General features: G+C 39.9%; 18 protein-coding genes. 5 read left to right on the top strand and 13 right to left on the bottom strand.

Features of this window, described 5'->3' with window-relative positions; all coding sequences use genetic code 11:
* The 3 genes from L1267_RS18215 to L1267_RS18205 all read right to left on the bottom strand — a co-directional run.
* Nucleotides 1-829, bottom strand: an 829-nt coding sequence (locus L1267_RS18215) for an AMP-binding protein (protein WP_235383710.1), incomplete at its 3' end; no start/stop codon positions are given.
* A gap of 9 nt (nucleotides 830-838) precedes the next feature.
* The gene (locus tag L1267_RS18210; protein WP_235383709.1) at nucleotides 839-1,519 is read right to left on the bottom strand and encodes a hypothetical protein; all 681 of its coding nucleotides are present in this window, start codon (nucleotides 1,517-1,519) and stop codon (nucleotides 839-841) included.
* Nucleotides 1,520-1,622: 103 nt separating this feature from the next.
* Nucleotides 1,623-2,636, bottom strand: a complete 1,014-nt coding sequence (locus L1267_RS18205) for an AraC family transcriptional regulator (RefSeq protein WP_135926907.1) — start codon at nucleotides 2,634-2,636, stop codon at nucleotides 1,623-1,625.
* A gap of 148 nt (nucleotides 2,637-2,784) precedes the next feature.
* Here L1267_RS18205 and L1267_RS18200 point away from each other — a divergent pair, with 148 nt between their 5' ends.
* The 4 genes from L1267_RS18200 to ahpF all read left to right on the top strand — a co-directional run bounded on the left by L1267_RS18200 (nucleotide 2,785) and on the right by ahpF (nucleotide 6,852).
* Nucleotides 2,785-3,786, top strand: coding sequence for an NAD-dependent epimerase/dehydratase family protein (locus L1267_RS18200; RefSeq protein WP_235383708.1), 1,002 nt, complete (start codon nucleotides 2,785-2,787; stop codon nucleotides 3,784-3,786).
* Nucleotides 3,787-3,833: 47 nt separating this feature from the next.
* Entirely contained in the window at nucleotides 3,834-4,337 is a 504-nt protein-coding gene (locus L1267_RS18195) for a 2,4'-dihydroxyacetophenone dioxygenase family protein (protein ID WP_138557779.1), read from the top strand.
* 209 nt (nucleotides 4,338-4,546) lie between these two features.
* A complete protein-coding gene (gene ahpC / locus L1267_RS18190) occupies nucleotides 4,547-5,116 on the top strand; it encodes an alkyl hydroperoxide reductase subunit C (protein ID WP_135926910.1) in 570 nt (189 codons plus the stop codon).
* A 155-nt stretch (nucleotides 5,117-5,271) separates the two neighbouring features.
* Nucleotides 5,272-6,852, top strand: coding sequence for an alkyl hydroperoxide reductase subunit F (gene ahpF / locus L1267_RS18185; protein ID WP_235383707.1), 1,581 nt, complete (start codon nucleotides 5,272-5,274; stop codon nucleotides 6,850-6,852).
* Nucleotides 6,853-6,940: 88 nt separating this feature from the next.
* Here the strand turns inward: ahpF and L1267_RS18180 are convergent, their stop codons facing one another.
* From L1267_RS18180 to L1267_RS18135, 10 genes are all read right to left on the bottom strand, one after another.
* Nucleotides 6,941-7,411: a DM13 domain-containing protein gene (locus tag L1267_RS18180; RefSeq protein ID WP_138557777.1), complete on the bottom strand. Its 471-nt coding sequence runs from the start codon at nucleotides 7,409-7,411 to the stop codon at nucleotides 6,941-6,943.
* Nucleotides 7,412-7,413: 2 nt separating this feature from the next.
* Nucleotides 7,414-8,220, bottom strand: a complete 807-nt coding sequence (locus tag L1267_RS18175) for a substrate-binding periplasmic protein (RefSeq protein WP_235383706.1) — start codon at nucleotides 8,218-8,220, stop codon at nucleotides 7,414-7,416.
* Nucleotides 8,221-8,238: 18 nt separating this feature from the next.
* Nucleotides 8,239-9,864, bottom strand: a complete 1,626-nt coding sequence (locus tag L1267_RS18170; RefSeq protein ID WP_138557808.1) for a methyl-accepting chemotaxis protein — start codon at nucleotides 9,862-9,864, stop codon at nucleotides 8,239-8,241.
* 120 nt (nucleotides 9,865-9,984) lie between these two features.
* A complete protein-coding gene (locus L1267_RS18165) occupies nucleotides 9,985-10,821 on the bottom strand; it encodes a patatin-like phospholipase family protein (protein ID WP_235383705.1) in 837 nt (278 codons plus the stop codon).
* 86 nt (nucleotides 10,822-10,907) lie between these two features.
* Nucleotides 10,908-11,360 (bottom strand): NfeD family protein, encoded by a 453-nt coding sequence (locus L1267_RS18160; RefSeq protein WP_138557774.1) that lies wholly within the window; start codon nucleotides 11,358-11,360, stop codon nucleotides 10,908-10,910.
* Nucleotides 11,361-11,368: 8 nt separating this feature from the next.
* Nucleotides 11,369-12,322, bottom strand: coding sequence for an SPFH domain-containing protein (locus L1267_RS18155; protein WP_135926916.1), 954 nt, complete (start codon nucleotides 12,320-12,322; stop codon nucleotides 11,369-11,371).
* Nucleotides 12,323-12,674: 352 nt separating this feature from the next.
* The gene (locus L1267_RS18150; RefSeq protein ID WP_328248225.1) at nucleotides 12,675-13,433 is read right to left on the bottom strand and encodes a GGDEF domain-containing protein; all 759 of its coding nucleotides are present in this window, start codon (nucleotides 13,431-13,433) and stop codon (nucleotides 12,675-12,677) included.
* 296 nt (nucleotides 13,434-13,729) lie between these two features.
* Nucleotides 13,730-14,623 carry a bile acid:sodium symporter family protein gene (locus tag L1267_RS18145; RefSeq protein WP_235383703.1) on the bottom strand — a complete coding sequence of 298 codons (894 nt, stop codon included), beginning with the start codon at nucleotides 14,621-14,623 and terminating at the stop codon, nucleotides 13,730-13,732.
* Nucleotides 14,624-14,632: 9 nt separating this feature from the next.
* Complete coding sequence (locus tag L1267_RS18140) at nucleotides 14,633-15,382, bottom strand: class II aldolase/adducin family protein (protein ID WP_135926919.1); 750 nt, start codon at nucleotides 15,380-15,382, stop codon at nucleotides 14,633-14,635.
* A 9-nt stretch (nucleotides 15,383-15,391) separates the two neighbouring features.
* Complete coding sequence (locus L1267_RS18135; RefSeq protein ID WP_135926920.1) at nucleotides 15,392-15,712, bottom strand: Mpo1-like protein; 321 nt, start codon at nucleotides 15,710-15,712, stop codon at nucleotides 15,392-15,394.
* A 97-nt stretch (nucleotides 15,713-15,809) separates the two neighbouring features.
* Here L1267_RS18135 and L1267_RS18130 point away from each other — a divergent pair, with 97 nt between their 5' ends.
* Nucleotides 15,810-16,775, top strand: a complete 966-nt coding sequence (locus L1267_RS18130) for an AraC family transcriptional regulator (RefSeq protein ID WP_138557771.1) — start codon at nucleotides 15,810-15,812, stop codon at nucleotides 16,773-16,775.
* The last annotated feature ends 121 nt before the right edge of the window (nucleotides 16,776-16,896 follow it).

Below are 16,896 nucleotides of genomic sequence, written 5' to 3'. Positions count from 1 at the left end.
TACACAAGCCAATAAATAAGGTGTTAATGCCTGAAAAGTAATTAATTTCAAATGGTTCTATTTGCTTTACTAAGGCATCTAAATCACGAGGATTTGGTATAAGCACATTAAATTGTCCCATTGCGAATAGGCCAACCATATTCACCGTAAAGGCGTAAATATGATAAAGCGGAAGTGGACAAATACCCGTTTCTTGGCCAGGGGTTAAAATTTCGTCAAAGCGTTCATTCATTTGCTCGGCATTAGCTAAGATATTGCCATGACTAAGCATTGCAGCTTTAGCAACTCCTGTTGTTCCCCCCGTATATTGCAAAACGGCAATATCATCACGGCTTGCTTGGTGTGGTTTAAGTGGAGCGAGTTTTTCCCCTTGGTGAATGAGTTCAGGTAATGACAATTGGCCCGGTTGCAGTGAAGGTTCACCCACCGCTGAAGTAACAATCACTTTTTCTATGGAGGTTTGACTAATGATAGTGGCTAGTTTATCGGTTAGTGCGTCCAGTATTACGATGGCATTTACGCCTGCGTCATTGAACTGATGAAGCATTTCACGAGCAGTATAAAGCGGATTGGTATTAACAACGATTAATCCGGCACGAAATGCAGCATAAGTAACGACAGGGTAGTCAACTATATTAGGCAATTGGATCGCGATTCGGTCGCCAACCTTAAGGTTACTTTGCTGTTGAAACCACTGAGCTAAGTAACGAGATTGCTGTTCGATTTGTGAATAAGTAAGTGTTTTACCCGCACTATTATAGGCTGGGAGTTCTGCATAGGTTTGACATGTTTGGTCTATCAATTGCGTGAGGTTATCATGTGTGTTCATGGTTGTTCCTTAGCGTGTTGTTCTTATTAGTTGTTGTTTGATGAGGCGATCCATTACAGAGTCCATAACCCAATTAGGTAAATAATGGCTCATGACATAAGTTAGTTTAGATTGTAAGCCAAGGATCACCATTCGTTTTTGTTTATCTAAGCTTTTTACTATTTGCTTAGCTGTGTCTGCAGCATTTTCTGAGGCGTTATGTGCTTTGTTGAAACACATCAAGCTGAGTTTAATTTTGTTTGGCTTAAACGTTTGGCGTAGTTCCTTTGCAAGTATCAATACACTTGGTTCTGGTGAAACTTGAGCTTTATTTGTAACAGGAATCATTAATGCAAGGTGGCTATTCATCGCTAGTTCTGGGCTTATAACTGTGGCAATGTTTCGTAGTGCAAGAGCGTGATCACAGTTGGTTACTTCATCCGAACGGTCACAATAAATTGCCAATTCAGGTTTACCAATAGCGGCAATTGCATTATTTACTTGGATTTGTAACCCTTCAATATCGCAGATATGGGTGGCAAAAAATTCTATATATTGATTGCTGTGTGCAAGGCTACACAAGGTTTGCTTTGTTATATCGCTAAATTGCTTGTCGAATAACGCAACATCATCACCACGACGAATATATTGCTTTGCTAATTCGAACCCAATACCACTATTACTACCGGTAATAAACACTCTTCTTAACATTACACGACCACTGATTAGCGAAACTAGCTAGTCAATATATATAAATTGTTAACCAATTAATTAACTTTATACGACCTGTTTTTAGCTTTTTGCGCCATTATAATCAATGTGACTTACGATAGTCTTTTGGTGGCATGCCATACCAGCGTTTGAATGCTCGGGTAAATTCGCTGTAATTAGAAAAGCTTAAGATATCTGAAATGTTTGATAAGCTTAGGCTTGATTCAGTTAAATATTGGTGAGCTAAATTGCAACGAACCTCATCAACGAGTTCGCGAAATGTTGTGTCATACTGGGCTAAATGTCGCTGTAGACTTCGCGCACTCATTGACAACTTTTCAGCGATTAAATTAACACCAAATTGTTCATGAAGTAGATATTGTTTTATAAGCACTTCAACATGTTCACAAATATTTTCGCGTTTAGACTCGTTCGGGTGTCCAAGTTGTTGACTAAGAATAGAAAACAACTGCTTATCTGAGTTCTTAATGGCCAACTTTAGGTATTTTTTCTCAAACACTAATGCGGTATGAGCACAGTTAAATACTGGTATTTGACCAAGGGCTTGGCGGTATACACTGGTGTTTGCATCACAGCTGTGAGGCAGTTCTAGGCGGTGAAGTTTTATTTGGTCATCGGTTAATTGTTTTAAAAGATTAACCCCAACACTCAGAGCTAGGTCTGCTCCGTGATATACACCGACTTTTAAACTACTGCGCACTAAAAAAGACAGTTTTACAAAGTCTTGGCCACTTTCGAGCAACAGATCAGCACTATTTTGATGAATATGATAGTACTTGGTTAAGTTTTTTAACGCCATTTCAAGAGTCTCGCAGTTACCCATCAAATAACCAACCGAACCTAAGATGTTGAGACTTTGCCAACGACCTAGCTCTAGGCCGAAATAGGGCAGGTTTAATTCTTTCGCTGTGATTTCTAGTAACTCAATGAGCTGCTGATATTGCACAAAATTATTGGGCTCAATGAGCTGTTTTCTGTCTAAGCCTACGCGCTCTAATAGTGCATCTGGGTTTACTAATTTACTTTCAATCAGTTCGACATAGCCATGTAAAGCAGATGCTCTAATTAGGTCGGGTGTGTGTGTTTTGCGAGGCATAGTTTGCTCTTTTTTAGTGCGCTGGCGTAAAAAGTAAAAAATTTTGCGTAAAAAGTAAAGTAATAAAGGTCATTAAAGTTTAACAATGTATTAACCAAATGGCCTGCTAAATGCAATTGAGGCTTTAACGTGCTTAGAGGAACACACAATGAACTACTCAAAAGTTTTTATAAGTGGTGGTAATGGCTTTATTGGCCGCACGCTGGCGCGCTACTTTGAAGCGAATGGAGTCGATGTATGCGGCGTTGATTTAACGCCCTCTAAAGAATTCAATATTGTTGCAGGTAACTTGAATGAGCCTGCTGGCTGGCGTTCATTATTGAATGACTGTGATTTGGTTATTCATACTGCGGCAATTGTTTCAAATGCGTTTAGTTACAAGCAAACATGGCAGGCGAATGTAGGCTGGACGAAAAACTTACTTGATGCAGCGGTCGCAGCAAACACAGTAAGGCGTTTTATTCATATTTCGTCGACTGCCATTTATGGCAGTAATTGGCAAACAGATATTAAAGAAGATGCGCCTTTGTTACCTGATGGGCGAGCCTATAACGACTCAAAAATGATGAGTGAACATTTAGCGCTAAGCTATCACGCCAGTAAAAAACTCAATGTAACAATAATTCGTCCTGGCGATGTTTATGGCCCTGGTTCAAAGCCTTGGATAGCTTACCCATTGCAAGAAATCGCCAAAGGCACGTTTATGGTGCCACAGGGCATGTTCGGCCCTGTTTATATTGATGATTTAGTGAGAGGCATTTATCAAAGTGCCATGAGCGAGGGGGCAAATGGTGAGATTTTTAATCTATCAGGCCCAGAGCAAGTAACTAATCAAACTTATTTTAATTATTTAGCGCAAGCACAAGGGAAAAAGCACGTCACAGTTGTGAACTTGTCCTTAGTGCTAAAACTAACGGGCTTTATAGAGTGGTGTTATCACCTTTTTGGTAAAACCACCGATATCAATCCATCAACTATGCGCATGCTAAGCCGAAAAAGTGCGGCATATAGTAGTGAAAAAGCGCACCGTGTTTTTGGCTATCAACCTGAATTTACCTTACAGCAAGGTATGCAACATGCGTTGCAGTGGGCGTATGAGCAAGGGCTTTGTAAAGAAGAGCTATGCACTAATACCGTAGAAGCAAATTAAAGACAACTAGTTAACTTATTGAAAGCAATTGAAAAGAGGGCACACATATGGCATTACCAGATATTATTAACCATCAAGATTTCTTACTGACAATTCATACCAATGATGAAAAGCTAATCAAAAACGCCTTACCGGGCGTGCATATCTACCCACTGATGCTGGATTCTGAAAATGGAGTATGGGTTTTGCGTGTTTTATTTGAACCAGGTACGGTTTTACCAAAACATTTTCATACTGGTGTTGTGCACTTATATACGTTAGCGGGAAGTTGGCACTACACTGAATATCCAGATGATTTACAAGTGGCGGGCAGCTATTTATTTGAGCCAGGCGGTTCGATTCATCAATTTCAAGTACCTGAAGACAACACTGAAGTGACAGATACCTTTATGGTGGTTATGGGTTCTAACATCAACTTTGACCCTGATGGCAACTATATGAACATTATGGATGCAGGTTGGATTGAGCAAGTGATGTTAGCAGCTGCAAAAGAGCAAGGAATTGAGCCTAACTACATCAAACCTAAGAGCTTATACGGCTTTAGTAAATAATTTTATTCCCTGAAGCAAAGCCCTTAATTGCAGTAAGCTATTGAGGGCTTTATATTTATTACGGGTTATTTGTAGTTCAATCTAAAAAACAAATCAATTTAATCTAAACAATCAATTTTATTTTAATCGCTCACACCTCTATTGTATTAATCAAGCAGACGCAAGGCTGCGTTAATTAAACTTTTTTAAATACATCAATGAGGAATACTATGAGCACTTCATTAATTAACACAAAACTACAACCATTCAATGCAACAGCTTACCACAATGGTGACTTTGTAGAACTAACAGAAAAAGACGTGCTAGGTAAGTGGTCAATCTTCTTCTTCTACCCAGCAGATTTTACTTTTGTATGTCCGACAGAGCTTGGTGATGTTGCAGACTACTACGAGCAACTACAAGAAATGGGTGTTGAAGTTTACTCAGTATCAACCGACACGCACTTCACTCACAAAGCATGGCACGATACGTCTGAGACAATTGGTAAAATCAAATTCCCAATGATTGGTGACCCAACAGGTCGTATTACACGTAACTTCGGTGTGATGATTGAAGATGAAGGTCTTGCACTTCGCGGTACATTCGTAATGAACCCTGAAGGCGAAATCAAAGTAATCGAAACTCACGACCTAGGTATCGGCCGTAGCGCGAAAGAGTTAGTTCGTAAAGTACAAGCTGCACAGTACATTGCTAACCACGACGGTGAAGTATGTCCTGCATCATGGCAGCCAGGTGAAGAGACACTTGCTCCTTCATTAGACCTAGTTGGCAAAATCTAATTTGCCACGGCATTAAATGATAGCAAAGCTTTGCTTTGCTGTCCCAATGCAACCTTAATTGCCCATCACAACTCACATTAAGCACATTAGCGGGTGGTGGGCAGTTATACCCAAAATTTTTCTAGATTATTTATTCTGAACTCAAGGGCTAAGCCATGTTAGATACGAATATCAAAAACCAATTAACAAGCCACTTTGCTTCTATTACCAGCCCTGTTGAGCTGCTTATCGCCTTGGATGACAGCAATAAATCAACAGAACTTAAAAACTTAGCAAACGATTTAGCATCGTTAAGCGACAAATTCTCGGTGCGAGATAACCCTAACCAAGACGTACGACGTCCGTCTATGGTGGTATCTTCACCTATTAACAACACGCAAATTACATTTGCGGGTGTGCCTATGGGCCACGAATTCACCAGCTTGATCCTTGCACTTCTTCACACAGGTGGTCATCCAAGTAAGGCATCACAGAGTGAAATTGAACAAATTAAATCATTACCTGGGCCACTTAACTTTGAAGTGTATATTTCATTAAGTTGTCAAACCTGTCCGCAAGTAGTGCAAGCACTCAACTTAATGGCAGCACACAACGAAAACATTACGGCCACTATGATTGATGGTGCTTTGTTCCAAGACGAAGTGAATGAGCGCAATATCCTAGCGGTGCCAGCGGTGTATTTAAATGGCGAGCTGTTTAGTCAAGGTGCAGTTAATCTGACTGATATCTTAAATAAAGTAGATACCAAAGCGGCTGCACGCCAAGCCGAAGCACTAAACGACAAAGAGTTATTTGACGTACTTGTTGTTGGTGGTGGTCCGGCAGGGGCTTCTGCGGCAATTTATTCAGCACGTAAAGGCTTAAATACAGGCGTGGTTGCAGAGCGTTTTGGTGGTCAGGTTTCAGACACGTTAGCAATTGAAAACTTTATATCAGTTAAAGCGACCGAAGGTCCTAAATTAGTTGCTCAACTAGAAGAGCACGTAAAAGAATACGACGTTGATGTTATGCAAAACCAACGTGCGGCATCACTTACTAAGCAAGGTAATTATCAAATCACGCTAGAAAATGGTGCGATTTTAAATGCTAAGTCAGTGGTATTAGCAACCGGTGCCCGCTGGCGCGAAATGAACGTACCGGGTGAGAAAGAGTATCGCGGTCATGGCGTTGCTTACTGTCCTCACTGTGATGGTCCGTTATTTAAAGGCAAAGCGGTAGCGGTTATCGGTGGTGGTAATTCAGGTATTGAAGCTGCAATCGACCTTGCTAACATTGTTGAGCATGTTACCGTGCTTGAGTTTGCTGATACCTTACGCGCTGATGAAGTCCTTATTCGTAAAGCAAATAGCTTAAACAACATTACGATTATCAAAAACGCGCAAACGACAGAAGTTGTTGGTGATGGTAAACGAGTAACAGGCTTAAACTATATTGATCGTATCTCTGGCGATGAAAAATCACTTGAGCTTGCAGGTATCTTTGTGCAAATCGGCTTGGTGCCAAACACTGAATGGTTAAAAGATTCTGGGTTATCACTAACTCGCTTTGGTGAAATCGAAATTGATAGCAAAGGTGCAACATCATTACCGGGTGTTTACGCGGCAGGTGATGCAACAACAACACCGTTCAAGCAAATCATTATTGCAATGGGCAGTGGTGCAACGGCCAGTTTAGGCGCATTTGATTACTTAATTCGCCACAGCGAAGAGGTACAAAGCACTGAAGATGCAGCTTAATTAGCGACTCTTGATTAGGCAGCTCACACCCATAGCTGCCGCTTTAAAGCCGCCCTCTCCAAAGGCGGCTTTGTTTTTATTAATCCAGCTATTGATACTGTGCTGCAGTAATAAATTCCTCAAAACTTTCACACCAAATAACCACTGTATTGTAATCGCTGACATCAATACCTTGTGGCACAACTAATTTAAAGCCATTGAATGAACGTACTCCTGCAACACGTTGCATGGTTCCTTTTTGTGCTAAAAAATCAGCTTCGTTATCAACAAAATTGCGCGATAAGTAAAGTTGATAGTCAGGTCCAGGTGATAAAGTACCTTGCATAGAAATAGCATCATTTGTTAGATAGACCATCCCATCACCATAATGAAGGCGATCTGAGCCTTTAAGGTCTGGCTTAAACGCGGCACTAAACTGAGCTCTATCTTGATGCTGCTTCAAAATAGCAACATCGGGCGCTGGTTGCTCCGTTAAAATAGGCAAACTGTAAACCCCTGCCATAAAACCCATGGCAAAAATAGCCAATGCCATGATGATAATTAGCACTGCTTTTAGCATGCTTACTCCTTGTTCTTTAGCGTTATGGTGTGGCGTTGATTTAAAGAGTATTGTTTTTCAACATCACCAAAATATTGCAAATAGAGCCGCTCAAGTTCACCTGATTGCTTTAGCTTTTGCATACCTTGTTCTAGCAAATCTCTAATGTGTTGATTCTCTTTGCTTAAGTAAAAGTAATAGTCGCTGGGATATTGCAGCATAATGTCTGGTGCAATGATAAAATTGAACTGTTTGAGTCTATTGAGTTCAGTGCCAATAGCCAGTACTGAGCGTGGAAAGTAATCGGCAAAACCTGTCTCTAGAGCTTTGATCATGCCAGGATAATCAAGCTCGCCATTAACAGTTAAGTCATTGTCTCTTAGCACCGTATAATCAGACCAACTTTGCTGCTGTAATGCAATTAATGGTTTTAATTGATCAAGGCTTTTTATTGCACTGAACTTTGCTTGGTCATCACCACGAATAATAAGCAAACGCTTACCGTGCAAACCCTTGTATAAAGGAATTGTGGTGTTAACTAATGAAGTGGGTTGCTTATAAGGGAAAGACAGCCAAGCTAAGGTAATTGTTTTATTATGACTAAGTTGTTCAATAATACGTTTATCATTCATTGGCTTGGCGTTGTACATTAATACAGCGTCTACGCCCATTGCGGCGAAGCTTTTAATGAGAATATCGTGGATGTATTGATTTTTTACCGCGTCGGTATAGCTCGGTTTTGCAAGTTGAATAACAATTTGCTCTTGACCAAAGCTCTGTTTAATGAATAGCGCGAATACCATCAATAAAATAAATATTGTTCTATTCATTTATTTGAGTCTCTGCATTTATACTTTGAAAACATGCACCTGCTGTTGTAAACGCGAAGCCAAAGAAGCCAATTCTTGGCTGGCTTGTGCATTTTGTTGTGAACTTTCGCTAACCAGTGAAATACTGCTACTAAATTCATTAATATTACAACTTAGCTCGTTTGCAACAGTCGTTTGCTCATCTGTTGCGGTGGATACTTGGTTGTTCATATCGGCAATAAGTGCCATTTCTTGAGTGATTTCAGTGAGTAATTGTGAAGAGCGCTCAGCGTACTCAACACTTTGTTTGGCACTGTCATCTGCATTACCCATGGCGGTGACTGCTTGCTGTGCCATTGCTTGTAGTTTAGTAATCATTTCATTGATATTAGCGGTCGCTTTTTGGGTGTTATGTGCAAGCTGTCTGACTTCATCAGCCACAACTGCAAAACCACGACCTGATTCTCCCGCACGAGCTGCTTCAATCGCCGCGTTAAGAGCTAATAAATTAGTTTGTTCAGCGACTCCTTGGATCATCATCACGACTTGGTTTATATCAGTTGTTTGTGTATTTAACTCATTGATAAGTTGTGTATTTGCATTAACTATTTGCGATAAGCGGTTTATTGCATCAATGTTTTCTTGTACTGATTGCTGGCCAAGTTTAGCTGTTTTATCTGTGTGGGTGGCTTTTTCTGAGGTTGAAAGCGCATTTGCGGCCACTTGCTCAATCGCGCTACTCATTTGCGTAATTGCGGTGGCAATCATTGCTGATTGATGCTCTTGCTCAGTGGCAGTGCTTGCTACTTGATCACTAATTGAGTTCATTTGCTCTGCTGCTGAAGATAAGGTTAATGTTGCATTAGTTACATCATTTACTAGGTCGTGTATTCGCTTCATCATCGCGTTGAAATGAGTGGCTGCTTGAGCTATTTCATCGTTGCCATAAGTTTCTGCTCTGAGCCGTAGGTCAGCACTTTTAGAGATAGAACCAATAGTTTTACTTAATGATAACAGAGGGTTATGAATAGAGCGATAAATGACAAATGCAATAAATAATAAGATGATTATCAAAATACTGATGGATGCGCTCATGGCTATAGTGACTTGTTTAAAATCTTTTTCAGATGCAAGTTTAAACTTATTAGCTTCATTGATTTGAAGGTTTATCAACCCTTGATAGCTTTCGCTGAGTGGGTCAAACACATCGTAAAGGCTTTTTACAAACACCTCATTAGGAATTGCTTTTAATTCATTGTTTTTAACTTGATTTAAAAGTTTGCTGAGTTCGCTTTCTACCACAGTGAGATTCTTTTCGACGATATTTACTAAGCGTTGCTCTTCATTGGTGAGCTTGGTGCCTAAATAGCTTTTCCATTTGTTGTCGGCAACACCCTTTGCGTTTTCAACCGCAGCAAGAAAATCATTTTTTGAAATTTGCTCAGCACGGTATTTATGAAATAAATCGACAATGCTAACGGCATAATTGTCCGATACTGTTTTTATTTGCTCAAGCGGGATGACTCTATCGTCGTAAAGACTGTCGATGCCTTTTACCATGCTCGACATAATGGACATCGTAAATATTGACGTAATCACAAAAACGCAGACCGGTAACAAAGCCAAAATGGCTAATCGCGTACGAACGGTATAGTTGTTTAACATGAGCATTAGAATGTTTGTAAGGACTTAGTATTAAAACTAATAGAGAATATTATTTAAGCAAGTTTTTGCAATAATTTGGGGTGTGTATTGCAAAAATTCGTTTCTATACGCGACTAGCTATTAAGCTAAATTGCTTAAAAACTGTTTTCCTGCCGCAATACCCATTTCATATCCTGCTGATAACTTAGCGTAAGACTTTGTTGTTCGACCTACAGCAAAATCAGGAGGAGGAGCGATGATGTTAACTTTACAGTCACTCGGTGGATTCATAACAAAGTCAATGCTTTGATTATAGTTTTCTGCTCGTAAGATGGATGCCTTAGCAAGCGCGGGTGTTTCTTTGTAAAGTCGTTTAACTAGCCAAGGTGCTTTCGATGGTTTTTTTCGATAGCCAATCGGCTGAGACAAAATAACTGTAATTTCCTTATTACCCATTTCGTAAGCTTTACGAATAGGAATAGAATCGGCTACACCACCATCTGTTAATTGCATACTGTTGATCTGTGGGTATTGGCGGTATGCAATTGGTAGTGCACATGAGGCTTTCAATTGCTCTTCTATAAGTTCAGCAGTTGCTTTTAAATACTCAGCATTACCTGTTTTAATATTGGTTGCAACGATATAAAACTCACTCGCTTGTTTTTCGAAGGTGTCTAAATCAAGGCGAATATCTCGAATGGTTTCTTGCCATAGCCAGTCTAAATCAAACAGGTGACCGCCTTTTAAAAAGCGAACATAATTAATGAACTCAGGTCGACACGAGTAATCTGTGATCACAGCATGGTTACGTTTATATTGAGCACATAAATAAGCTGCGATGTTGGTGGCTCCTGCTGAAACACCATAGCATTGCTTGAAAGGTTGGTAGCTTTCTTTAATAAACGTATCAAGCACACCTGTGGCGAAAATACCGCGCATAGCGCCGCCTTCTACAACGAGTGCCTTGTTATTATCCATTACTGCTACCTTGCTTATAACCGTGATTGCTACTAACCATAACAAACACGGTTACAAAATTAAATAGAGTTTTGACTCTAAGCGAGTTAAATAGCTTCAACCCAAAGTACACCGACTTGTTTGTCGGTGACTTTTACAGTGCTCCCAGCCGCAATGGGGGAGTGGCTTTTTAGTTGCCACTGAATGCCCGAATATTGGTGTGTGGTTAAACCTTGGTCATCAACATCTGCATTTACAACAAAGGTAAGTTCAGCAAAGTCACTGTGAACAGGCTGAGTCTCTGTTTTATCTTGCATGCGTTTTAGGGGACGCCACAGCACGACCGCAAAACCAAGAGTAAACACAATATTACTCCAAAGTGCCGTGGTGTAAGTACTTGCAAGTAGCTCTATATTCATAAGTAAGCCACTGGCAAATAAAGATAAGCCTAAAAACAATAATACGTAGGTGCTCATCCCCAGTACGGCAACCTCAACGATTAGCGCGATAACACCTAAAATCATTAATGCTTCGGCTAAATGGGTATCTAAAAACGCCATCGCTTCACCTAATTTTGTTGTTTCTTATTTAAAGAATTAATAATAGACATACCTTGAGCAACCAGTGAGCTTGCATCGGTACCGCTCTCAGGAAGTAATACCACAGATGATTCACGAGCAATCGCTTCTTTAGCGGCAATGGCTTTAGTGGCTAGGTCTAGTTGAATTGCTTTTTGGCCTTGTTCAGTGTCAGCGGCTTCACCGACTTTACGAAGTGCATCTGCCTGCGCTTCAGCAACGGCGATAATCGCTTTAGCTTCACCTTCAGCGCGTAAGATTTGCTCTGCTTTTTCAGCTTCTGCTGCAAGAACTTGCGCTTGCTTCTTACCTTCTGCCACGTTGATAGCAGACTGACGGTCGCCTTCAGATTCTAAAATTTGTGCACGCTTTACTCGCTCTGCTTTCATTTGTGCTTCCATGGCTTCCATTACAGAATTAGGCGGCACAATGTCTTTAATCTCGTAACGTAAAACTTGAATACCCCATGGCTCAGAAGCCTGGTTAATAGCACTAACTATGTTGGTGTTTAACATGTCACGTTCTTCAAAGGTTTTATCTAGCTCCATTTTACCAAGCTCTGAACGCATGGTTGTTTGCGATAGCTGAGTAACGGCAAATACATAATCATCAACACCATAGGTTGCTTTATAAGGATCAAGTACTCGGAAATACAGTACGCCATCGACGATAAGTGAGATATTATCTTTAGTGATAGCTGACTGAGAAGGCACATCTTGTGCTTGCTCTTTTAAACTTCGGTCTGCTGCAATTCGGTCGATAAATGGCACAATAAAGTTTAAGCCCGCTTCTTTAGTTGAATGATATTTACCAAATCGCTCTATAAGCCAAGCGCGGTTTTGTGGCACGAATTTAACGCTGCTTTTTAGTAGCACTAATACAAAAATAAGAATAAAGGTTTCGACATTCAAAAGTAAGTCGAGAATTTGTGATACTGGATCCATGTACTTTCCTTAGATACGGTTAATGTTTTTACCAAATATTGAGACTATCACTACAGGATAAGTGCTGCCATCATTTTGCAATATAAAAATACAGTTGATAGCTCCCATTTTTTAAAAAGAAGTATGTAAGGCTTTGGTAAATGAACGTTTTTTCATTACAGCAAAATGCTGGTGTTGGCCTGGTGTCACAAACGAGTAAAAACAAAACATGGCACTATGAAAAACTCTGTCATCTGGGCCTATAACTAGATAAAAATTAGCGAGTGACACCACCTTATTGCATTAATGAGGTGGTGTTTATGATTTATGCTATTCATTACACATCTCTAGCTAAGCTCTTTTTGCTAATAGGTTAGCAATCAATACGTTTGTTAAGAGAGTGTTTTATGAGATACATGCTTTGATCAGCTTGAGCAACGACTTCTTCAGCACTTTTGGTATTACCATAAAACATGGTAACCCCAACACTAGCCGAACCATAATACGTAACATGAGGGTGTCTAAATTCGACCTCTATTGCTGATTGGATCTTATGGGCAACTCTACGCGCATTATCTTTTGCATGTTGCTCTTCACGTCCAAGTCCTTCTAAAAGAATAACAAATTCATCTCCTCCTAGACGCGCTATACAGTCGTTATCACGCATAGTGGTTTTCATTCGCTTTGAAATTTCTATTAAGTAGTCGTCACCAACATTATGGCCATACATATCATTTAGCTTTTTAAATTTATTGAGGTCGATAAAGATAACAGCACCGTAAGTTTGCTTGCTTTTACTTAACTGTAGCGCGAGAGCGAGGCGAAGGAAGAAATAACGTCGGTTTAATAAATCGGTTAATGGGTCTGTGGAGGCATCGTATAGGAGTTGTTGTTCAAGTTCTTTTCGTTCGGTTATATCGGTTGAAATTCCCAATATGCCAATGACTTTATTAGGATCCGAATCGGAAAAGATGGGGGATTTTACCTCCCAGAAAATACTTTTCTCTCCTTTTGATAAAGTAAGTTCAATTTCTTCACGAGTGCGCTCTCCACTAAGAACACGCGCATCGATGTTTAATAGTTTTTCTGCAGTACTTTGCGGAAATAGATCCATATCGGTTTTAAAAAGCAGCTCTGATTCATTACATGCTAATAGGTTTAACGATAAACATATCGTGAGTAATCATCTTTGATGTACACATACGCAGGTAAGTTGTCGAGCGCTAGCTTTAACTCGGCGGTATGAATTGGTAATTGAGTATCGTTATATTTGGCCACACTATGTCCCTATAAAAACAGCCATACAGAGATATTGACCCAAAAAAAGCCGATGTACAAGAACGATTACAAATGTAAAAAGCGCCAAGTAAGTCCTTGGCATGCTTTAGTTTTAAGGTTGTTTTTTTTGGTCAGAAATAGGTGTGATTGTTATGGCTTGTCTTTAATAAGTTGTAGCGCTTGTCTGTTATTTTGTAACTTGAATAGAGCACAAAAAGCATACCCCGTTACGAACATAAATAAGCTGTAAGTTGCCCCTGGAATAGCAATTGTAGGGTTATTCATTAAAGTGCTGGCAATTAAAATCGCCAGTGTGCCATTTTGCAAGCCAACCTCTACGGCAATACTCATTTGTTGTTTGTTTGATAACCCCGACATTTTAGCAATTAAGAGTCCAAGTAATAAGGTACTCACGTTTAATGTGAATGTTGCGATACCGCTACTGGCGAAGAAGCCAATCATTTGCTCTGAATTTTTATGAATTATTGCAATGACAATAATGATTAAAAAAATACTAGAAAAACTGCGAGTAAGAGGCTCAAGTTTTTTACTTATGTGTGAGCGATAATGATTAAACAGCATTCCCAAACTCACTGGTAGTAGGGTGATGACTAACATTTGCACAATTGTTTTTACGATAGGTAACTGGAATTCGTGTCCTGGAACGCTAAACATTTCCATTGCAAAATGCATAATTATTGGCAGTGTAAATGGCGATATAAAGGTTGCTATTGTTGTTAAACTAATTGAAAGGGCAACATCACCCTTAAATAAGTATGTGTATAAATTAGAGGTCACTCCTCCTGGACAACAGGCTACTAAAATCAAGCCTATCGCCAGCTCTGCTGGTAAGTTAAAACTTACAGCTAGTAGAAACGCCACACAAGGCAGTAATAACAGTTGGCAGCTTAGACCGATACTGAGCGCTTTGGGGCTGATAAATAAAGCCCCAAAGTCTTTCTTTTTAAGCCCTAAGCCCATGCCAAACATGATGATAAATAGTGCTAAAGGCAGCACTACTTTAGTCATGATATCTACTTGCATAGGTAATCCTTATTGATCATATCCGGGGCTCTTATTGTCCAATAAACGCAATAACGCAGGCCATGCGATTGCACCACCTAGCCCTTTAGTTGCTATTTCTGTTTGTCCTTTAATCCCATCAATGATAGCGCTTGGCACTTGCACGAGTTGCTCGGTGTTTTGTGACGTACGGGTTTGCACAGCACACGCTGCTTCAAATACGTACATAAATAAAAATGCATCAGCAACAGTTTTACCTACTGTTAATAGGCCATGATTGCGCAGCATTAAAAAGTTGTTACTACCTAAATCATTAACTAATCGGTCTTGCTCAGCGGGATTTAGCGCAATGCCTTCATAGTCGTGATAACTTAACCCTGAATGCACCACAACAGCCTGTTGTGAAATTGGCAGTAAACCATCTTTATTAGCCGACACAGCTGTGCCATTTAGTGAATGAGTATGAATAACGCAATGGGCATCATTGCGCGCCATATGAATACAGCTGTGAATATTAAATCCCGCAGGATTGACCGGGTATTCACTGTCGTGCAGCTTATTACATTGTTGGTCTACCTTGATAAGACTAGATGCAGTGATTTCGTGAAACATCATGCCGTAAGGATTGATCAAAAATTCGTTTTCAGTGTCTGGTACACGCATAGAAATATGGGTAAAAATCAAATCATCCCAGCCATACAATGCAACCAATCGATATGCGGCAGCAAGCTCAACACGGGCTTGCCATTCTTGCTCTGATACTGTGTTTTTTATGGTCATGATAGCTTCCTAAAATGGCACTTTACGAATAATAATGTCTTTAAACATCACCCAATCGCCTATGAAGCTATAAAATGGGTGCGTAAAGGTCGCTGGGCGATTTTTCTCAAAAAAGAAATGCCCCACCCAAGCAAAGCCATAACCCACAAGTGGGCATAAAATTAGCCAGCTATATTGCTGTTGATAAATAGCGGCAAACAAAATTGCCAAAACTAACCAACTGCCAAAGAAATGTAAGCGACGACAGACTTTATTTTTGTGTTCTTGTAAGTAGTAGGGGTAAAACTCTTTAAAGCTCGCGAACTCGCGTTTACTTGCTACAGTGCCCATATTGTTGTCTCCTTTGTTAATTACAGGTAAACAATAGGCTTTTATTTATTATTTTACTTGATAATATGGGTCATTAAATTGTTTTTACAGGACATGTATGCGCACCCTATCAAGCTGGTGGCTTAGGGCTATGGCTGAGTCATTTAAGTGGCAAGGTTTGCCGATTAATGAGTTATTTGCACAAGCTAATATTCCGTTAGCCGATTTGAGCAGTCAAACAGCACGGTATCCACAGGCTAATGTCAGTACACTATGGAAACAAGCACAAGCTTTATTGCCCGATACGCACTTGGGGTTGTATGTAGGCAGTAATATGAATGTGCGTGCTATTCCTGTCGTTGGTATGGCCATCATTCAAGCAACACATTTGCTGAGTGCATTTCGACTGATTTTACGCTATCAAAAACTGATGGGAGATACCCATAATGTGTCGTTAATTGATCATGGTAACGAGTATGAGTTGCGATTTAACTTTAACGATGGTGAACGCGATATGTCCTTACTTAGCTATGAAGCGCCAATGGCATTTTGTTTAAAAATAGCTCGAACAGTAAAGGGAAAGGACTGGTGTCCAAGTCGAGTTTATTTACAACGTAAAGAGCCTAATGCCGAAATTAATGAACATTTTAACTGCCCAATTGAATATGGCGCTAAAACCCATAGCTTATTTTTTAGTGAATTAGTAGAAAGCCAGTCAGTCGTGTCAGGTCAAATTAAAATCACAACTCAAACTAATGTCACAGATATTTTGCGCATTTTACTGGAAGAGCATTTAACCCAAGGACAAGTTAGTTGCAGTGTAATGGCGCACGCACTAAATGTGAGCGAGAAAACGCTGCAAAGGCGCCTTGCAAAAGAAGGCACGACTTTTAGTCAAGAATTAACCAAACTTCGACAACAAAAAAGTACTTCGCTTATAAGCGAAACAGACTTATCACTAACAGAAATTGCTTTTTTGTGTGGCTATTCAGAGGTTAGTGCATTTCATCATGCATTTAATCGCTGGTACGGCATGTCACCTAAAGCATATAAACAAAAAATAACAATAATCACCGAACCTTAGAGTCAAAGTATTTACGACAATCAGCGTTAATTTAGTGAGTCTTTTAGAGTGGGAGAGAAGCAGCGTGGAATCTGTTAATGGTGTGCTTGAGTTTGATAGTCATTTAACTTAAAACAATAAT

It is taken from the genome of Pseudoalteromonas sp. OFAV1 (assembly GCF_021532595.1).
Taxonomy (GTDB): Bacteria; Pseudomonadota; Gammaproteobacteria; order Enterobacterales; family Alteromonadaceae; genus Pseudoalteromonas; species Pseudoalteromonas lipolytica_C.
The sequence above is the reverse complement of the archived record's forward strand: the minus strand, read 5'-3'. Positions and strand labels throughout refer to the sequence as shown.

Excerpts from the sequence above, each read along its gene's own strand:
- L1267_RS18210 (WP_235383709.1), bottom strand. The coding sequence starts at position 1,519 with ATGTTAAGAAGAGTGTTTATTACCGGTAGTAATAGTGGTATTGGGTTC.
- L1267_RS18205 (WP_135926907.1), bottom strand. The coding sequence starts at position 2,636 with ATGCCTCGCAAAACACACACACCCGACCTAATTAGAGCATCTGCTTTA.
- L1267_RS18200 (WP_235383708.1), top strand. The coding sequence starts at position 2,785 with ATGAACTACTCAAAAGTTTTTATAAGTGGTGGTAATGGCTTTATTGGC.
- L1267_RS18195 (WP_138557779.1), top strand. The coding sequence starts at position 3,834 with ATGGCATTACCAGATATTATTAACCATCAAGATTTCTTACTGACAATT.
- ahpC (WP_135926910.1), top strand. The coding sequence starts at position 4,547 with ATGAGCACTTCATTAATTAACACAAAACTACAACCATTCAATGCAACA.
- ahpF (WP_235383707.1), top strand. The coding sequence starts at position 5,272 with ATGTTAGATACGAATATCAAAAACCAATTAACAAGCCACTTTGCTTCT.
- L1267_RS18180 (WP_138557777.1), bottom strand. The coding sequence starts at position 7,411 with ATGCTAAAAGCAGTGCTAATTATCATCATGGCATTGGCTATTTTTGCC.
- L1267_RS18175 (WP_235383706.1), bottom strand. The coding sequence starts at position 8,220 with ATGAATAGAACAATATTTATTTTATTGATGGTATTCGCGCTATTCATT.
- L1267_RS18170 (WP_138557808.1), bottom strand. The coding sequence starts at position 9,864 with ATGTTAAACAACTATACCGTTCGTACGCGATTAGCCATTTTGGCTTTG.
- L1267_RS18165 (WP_235383705.1), bottom strand. The coding sequence starts at position 10,821 with ATGGATAATAACAAGGCACTCGTTGTAGAAGGCGGCGCTATGCGCGGT.
- L1267_RS18160 (WP_138557774.1), bottom strand. The coding sequence starts at position 11,360 with ATGGCGTTTTTAGATACCCATTTAGCCGAAGCATTAATGATTTTAGGT.
- L1267_RS18155 (WP_135926916.1), bottom strand. The coding sequence starts at position 12,322 with ATGGATCCAGTATCACAAATTCTCGACTTACTTTTGAATGTCGAAACC.
- L1267_RS18145 (WP_235383703.1), bottom strand. The coding sequence starts at position 14,623 with ATGCAAGTAGATATCATGACTAAAGTAGTGCTGCCTTTAGCACTATTT.
- L1267_RS18140 (WP_135926919.1), bottom strand. The coding sequence starts at position 15,382 with ATGACCATAAAAAACACAGTATCAGAGCAAGAATGGCAAGCCCGTGTT.
- L1267_RS18135 (WP_135926920.1), bottom strand. The coding sequence starts at position 15,712 with ATGGGCACTGTAGCAAGTAAACGCGAGTTCGCGAGCTTTAAAGAGTTT.
- L1267_RS18130 (WP_138557771.1), top strand. The coding sequence starts at position 15,810 with ATGCGCACCCTATCAAGCTGGTGGCTTAGGGCTATGGCTGAGTCATTT.